Origin of the sequence: Paenibacillus sp. Mc5Re-14 (genome assembly GCF_001049835.1) — a bacterium.
GTDB classification, from domain to species: domain Bacteria; phylum Bacillota; class Bacilli; order Paenibacillales; family Paenibacillaceae; genus Paenibacillus; species Paenibacillus polymyxa_C.
On record NZ_CVPD01000001.1, the window covers coordinates 4,598,475 to 4,603,009 of the forward strand.

At 45.5% G+C, this 4,535-nt stretch carries 5 protein-coding genes; all 5 read left to right on the top strand.

Going from position 1 to position 4,535, the window contains the following annotated elements:
- Positions 1–4: 4 nt before the first annotated feature.
- From BN1546_RS21090 to BN1546_RS21110, 5 genes are read left to right on the top strand one after another with little or no spacing between them, the layout of a single operon-like run.
- On the top strand, positions 5–244 hold the full coding sequence (locus tag BN1546_RS21090; RefSeq protein WP_013371940.1) for an acyl carrier protein: 240 nt from the start codon (positions 5–7) through the stop codon (positions 242–244).
- Complete coding sequence (locus tag BN1546_RS21095) at positions 222–1,469, top strand: beta-ketoacyl synthase N-terminal-like domain-containing protein (protein WP_090738771.1); 1,248 nt, start codon at positions 222–224, stop codon at positions 1,467–1,469. The genes BN1546_RS21090 and BN1546_RS21095 overlap by 23 nt, the downstream gene beginning before the upstream one ends.
- A 15-nt stretch (positions 1,470–1,484) precedes the next feature.
- Complete coding sequence (locus tag BN1546_RS21100) at positions 1,485–2,747, top strand: hydroxymethylglutaryl-CoA synthase family protein (protein ID WP_025676543.1); 1,263 nt, start codon at positions 1,485–1,487, stop codon at positions 2,745–2,747.
- Positions 2,744–3,505 carry an enoyl-CoA hydratase/isomerase gene (locus tag BN1546_RS21105; RefSeq protein ID WP_040103364.1) on the top strand — a complete coding sequence of 254 codons (762 nt, stop codon included), beginning with the start codon at positions 2,744–2,746 and terminating at the stop codon, positions 3,503–3,505. Before BN1546_RS21100 ends, BN1546_RS21105 begins: the two co-directional genes overlap by 4 nt.
- A 46-nt stretch (positions 3,506–3,551) precedes the next feature.
- Positions 3,552–4,301 (top strand): polyketide synthase, encoded by a 750-nt coding sequence (locus BN1546_RS21110; protein WP_090738772.1) that lies wholly within the window; start codon positions 3,552–3,554, stop codon positions 4,299–4,301.
- The last annotated feature ends 234 nt before the right edge of the window (positions 4,302–4,535 follow it).

Sequence of the window (4,535 nt, forward strand, 5' to 3'; positions counted from 1 at the left end):
AAACATGCGTAAAGAAGAAGTGTTTGAACTCGTTAAAGGTTGTATTTGTGAAGTGCTCCCGGAATTAAATGATCACCAGTTCCAGTATGACGATCGCTTGGTAGATTTGGGTGCGGATTCGGTAGATCGAGCCGAAATTGTAATGAAGACTATGGAAGCATTATCTCTTAATATCCCGCGCGTTGAGTTATCTGGCGTGAAAAATATAGGAGAATTGGCAGATGCGCTCTATGCCAAATTATAGACAGCCTGAATTAGTTATTACGGGCATTGGTGTTACTTCGGCGATTGGTCAGGGGAAGACGGCCTTTGCTTCGGCATTATTCAAAGGGCAACATGCATTTGGAGTTATGCAACGTCCCGGCAGAGAAGGAGAAGCTTCATTTATAGGTGCGGAGCTGCCATCTCTATCTTATCCGGAGTCCATATCCAAACGAATGTTACGAACCGCATCATTTTCAGGACAGGTGGCAATGGTTACCCTTCAAGAAGCCTGGGATGATGCTAAACTGGATCACGTCGACCCTAGCCGCATTGGGCTCGTGATTGGAGGATCTAATTTTCAGCAACGGGAATTATTTCAGACCTATGAGGCTTATCGGGAAAAAATGCACTTTGTACCTCCAACCTATGGGCTTTCCTTTATGGATACTGACTTATGCGGACTATGTACCGAGCAATTCGGCATTCAAGGGTTAGCGTATACTGTCGGTGGGGCTTCCGCAAGCGGACAAGTCGCCATCATTCAAGCGATTGAGGCAATTCAAGCAAATCGGGTTGATGTGTGCATTGCGATGGGGGCGTTGATGGATATTTCGTATTTGGAATGCCAGGCGTTGCGATCCTTGGGGGCCATGGGAAGCGACCGATACGCTAATGAACCGGCAAAGGCTTGTCGCCCCTTTGATCAGATGCGCGACGGGTTCATATATGGGGAATCTTGCGGAGTTATCGTCATTGAGCGGTCAGATTTTGCAATGAAGCGTCAGGGGAAATCCTATGCAAAGCTTACAGGCTGGGACATGGGGATGGATCGGAATCGAAATCCCAATCCCTCTTATGAAGGCGAGGTTCAGGTGATTAAAAGGGCCTTGAAGAAAGCGAAGCTGCAGCCAGAAAAGATTGATTATATTAATCCCCACGGGACAGGCTCAGTCGTTGGGGACGAGATCGAAATAAAGGCAATACAGGATTGCAATTTATCGCACGCTTACATCAATGCAACCAAATCCATTATCGGTCATGGCCTGAGCTCGGCTGGAACGGTTGAAATTATTGCTACTCTTTTACAAATGAAGGAGTCGAAACTTCATCCTACGCGTAATTTGGAGAAGTCTATCGGAGTGGATTGCAACTGGGTGAAAAATGAGCCCATTCCAGCAGCTATTCATAATACTATGAACCTAAGCATGGGGTTTGGCGGAATCAATACTGCCATTTGTATGCAAAAGTGTGAGTCGGGTATTTAAGAAAGGGGGAGCGTTATGGTATTGGTAGGAATAGAGGCGATGAACGTTTTTGGGGGCTCAGCCTATCTGGATGTCATGCAATTAGCGCAGCACAGACAGTTGGACCCAGCGAGATTTGAAAATTTGCTAATGAAAGAAAAGGCTGTTGCTCTGCCCTATGAAGATCCGGTTACCTTCGGAGTCAATGCGGCAAAACCGCTGGTGGACGCCCTCTCTGAAGCGGAAAAAAACCGCATCGAAATGCTTATAACCTGTACAGAATCAGGCATTGATTTTGGCAAATCAATCAGTACATATATTCACCACTATTTGGGGCTGAATCGGAATTGCAGGCTATTTGAACTCAAGCAAGCCTGTTATTCGGGGACTGCCGGATTCCAAATGGCGGTGAATTTTATTTTATCCCAGGTTTCTCCAGGGGCCAAAGCGCTTGTCATTGCCACTGATATCTCACGATTTATTGCCGCTGAAGGCGGGGATGTTTTGAGTGAGGATTGGTCTTACGCTGAACCAAGCGGAGGAGCAGGAGCTGTGGCCATGCTCATTAGTGAAAATCCTCATATATTCCAAGTTGATGCGGGTGCTAATGGATATTATGGCTATGAGGTGATGGATACTTGCCGGCCGATACCAGATAGCGAGGCCGGAGATGCGGACTTGTCTTTAATGTCCTATCTGGACTGTTGCGAGCAAGCATTTCTGGAATACCAGAAACGGGTAAAAGGGGTGGATTATAAAGATACCTTCCAGTATCTTTCCTTCCATACCCCATTCGGTGGAATGGTAAAAGGAGCGCATCGAACAATGATGCGAAGGATGACTCAGGCCAAACCGAATGAGATTGAGGCGGATTATTTACAACGTGTCAAGCCAGGATTGGAGTATTGCCAACGAGTCGGCAATATTATGGGTGCGACCTTGTACCTGTCCTTGGCAGGCACGATTGATAAGGGCACATTTGATTCTCCGAAGCGGATTGGTTGTTTTTCCTATGGATCAGGCTGCTGCTCAGAATTTTATAGCGGTGTGGTCATGCCGCAAGGCCAGGAGTATCTGCGTCGTTTTGAGATCGAGCGTAATTTGGATGATCGCTATCAATTATCCATGGATGAATATGAATCCTTGCTGAAAGGCAGCGGTGCTGTACGCTTTGGAACCCGCAACACCAAACTGGACTTTCAATTGGTTTCGGGAGTGATTGATTCCGGGAAAGGGAGACAGCGGTTATATCTGGAAGAAATTTATGAATTCCACCGCAAATATCGGTGGGAATCATGAATTATCAAACGATTCAGGTTCGGTTCCAAGATTCGATTTGTTATTTACGGTTTTACCGACCGGAGGCAAATAACACGATTAATAACATCCTCATTGAGGAATGCATGCACGTGCTTGCACTGTGTGAGGAATCGGTTACGATCGTCGTTTTGGAAGGTCTGCCGGAGGTGTTCTGTCTTGGAGCGGATTTTCAAGGAATGTACGAAAACATGACAAATGAACATGAGCATGCACAGAATCCCGAACCTCTGTATGATCTGTGGTTAAAACTGGCGACGGGGCCCTATATCACGATTTCTCATGTGCGAGGAAAGGCAAACGCTGGCGGTATCGGATTTATTGCTGCCAGCGACATTGTGATAGCAGATCAGACAGCACAGTTTAGTCTGTCGGAATTGTTATTTGGGCTTTTCCCTGCTTGTGTTCTGCCCTTTTTAGTACGCAGAATTGGATTTCAAAAAGCGAATTATTTGACATTAATGACACAGCCAATTATGGTTCAACAGGCTCTTTCATGGGGATTGGTTGATGTGTATGATGCACAGAGCGATACGGTGCTGCGCAAGCATTTATTACGTCTTAGACGATTGTCCAAAACGGGTATTTTACGCTACAAGCGCTTTATGGACGAACTCAGCGATTTGCGTCAGTGCAAACCACTGGCGTTGGCTTCCAATCAAGAGGTGTTTTCAGACGCTCAAAATCTTAAGGGCATTTTCCGCTATGTCGAAACAGGTCAATTTCCGTGGATGGACTGATGGGCGTTTGCCACAAGACGGGATGCTTAGGGGGAAGTAGATCATCATGTCACAATCTGTGGTTGAGTTACTTGAGATCGAGCGAGGGATTATTCAAGTAACAATGCAAGATAGAGTTCATAAAAATACATTTACACTTGAAATGACTCATGGACTTAGAGAAGCGTTCCGAACGATCCAGGATGACTCGACCTGCAAAGTCGTAATTCTAACAGGGTATGACAACTACTTTGCCACTGGTGGGACGCAAGAAGGACTATTGGCTATACATGAAGGGACATCGAAGTTTACTGATGAAAATATTTACTCTCTGGCATTGAACTGCAAAGTTCCAGTGATAGCTGCCATGCAGGGCCATGCGGTTGGTGGGGGCTTTGTCATGGGGCTATTTTCTGATTTCGTAATCCTGAGCAAGGAAAGTATGTACACGACTAATTTTATGAGATATGGATTCACACCGGGCATGGGTGCGACGTTCATTATTCCCCAAAAACTGGGGTTCAGCCTGGGAGAAGAATTACTGTTAAATGGGGGGAATTATCGAGGTGCAGAACTGGAGAAGCGGGGAGTGCCGTTTCCAGTTCTGCCTCGCAAAGAAGTGATGAGCTATGGGTTGGACCTTGCTAGACAGCTTGCCGAAAAACCCAGATTTTCATTAATCACGTTAAAGGATCATCTGGTTGCTCCACTCCGAGCTCAGCTTCCCAAAATCGTAGAACAAGAGCTGATTATGCATGAGAAGACCTTTCATCAAGCCGAGGTTAAAGAACGAATTATCAACTTGTTTGGAAAATAACAATTTTTTATAGATTAATTTATCGAGATTTGTTGAACGCCTTTTACGGTTGTTCATGGGAATCTGGAAACGAGTGTGAAAGGGGCACATAGCCTTTCTCATCACTCGTTTTTTCTTTGCTACTTTCGATTAGGCAACGCTTCAAACGTGAAACAGCAGCTCAAAATAGACATCGTGATAAGCATTTAGCTCATGTTGTATTTAAATTTTGTGTTTTGAGGAGTTGGTGGATGA

What these genes read in the sequence shown, in the direction of transcription:
- BN1546_RS21090 (WP_013371940.1), top strand. Translation starts at nt 5, where the DNA reads ATGCGTAAAGAAGAAGTGTTTGAACTCGTTAAAGGTTGTATTTGTGAA.
- BN1546_RS21095 (WP_090738771.1), top strand. Translation starts at nt 222, where the DNA reads ATGCGCTCTATGCCAAATTATAGACAGCCTGAATTAGTTATTACGGGC.
- BN1546_RS21100 (WP_025676543.1), top strand. Translation starts at nt 1,485, where the DNA reads ATGGTATTGGTAGGAATAGAGGCGATGAACGTTTTTGGGGGCTCAGCC.
- BN1546_RS21105 (WP_040103364.1), top strand. Translation starts at nt 2,744, where the DNA reads ATGAATTATCAAACGATTCAGGTTCGGTTCCAAGATTCGATTTGTTAT.
- BN1546_RS21110 (WP_090738772.1), top strand. Translation starts at nt 3,552, where the DNA reads ATGTCACAATCTGTGGTTGAGTTACTTGAGATCGAGCGAGGGATTATT.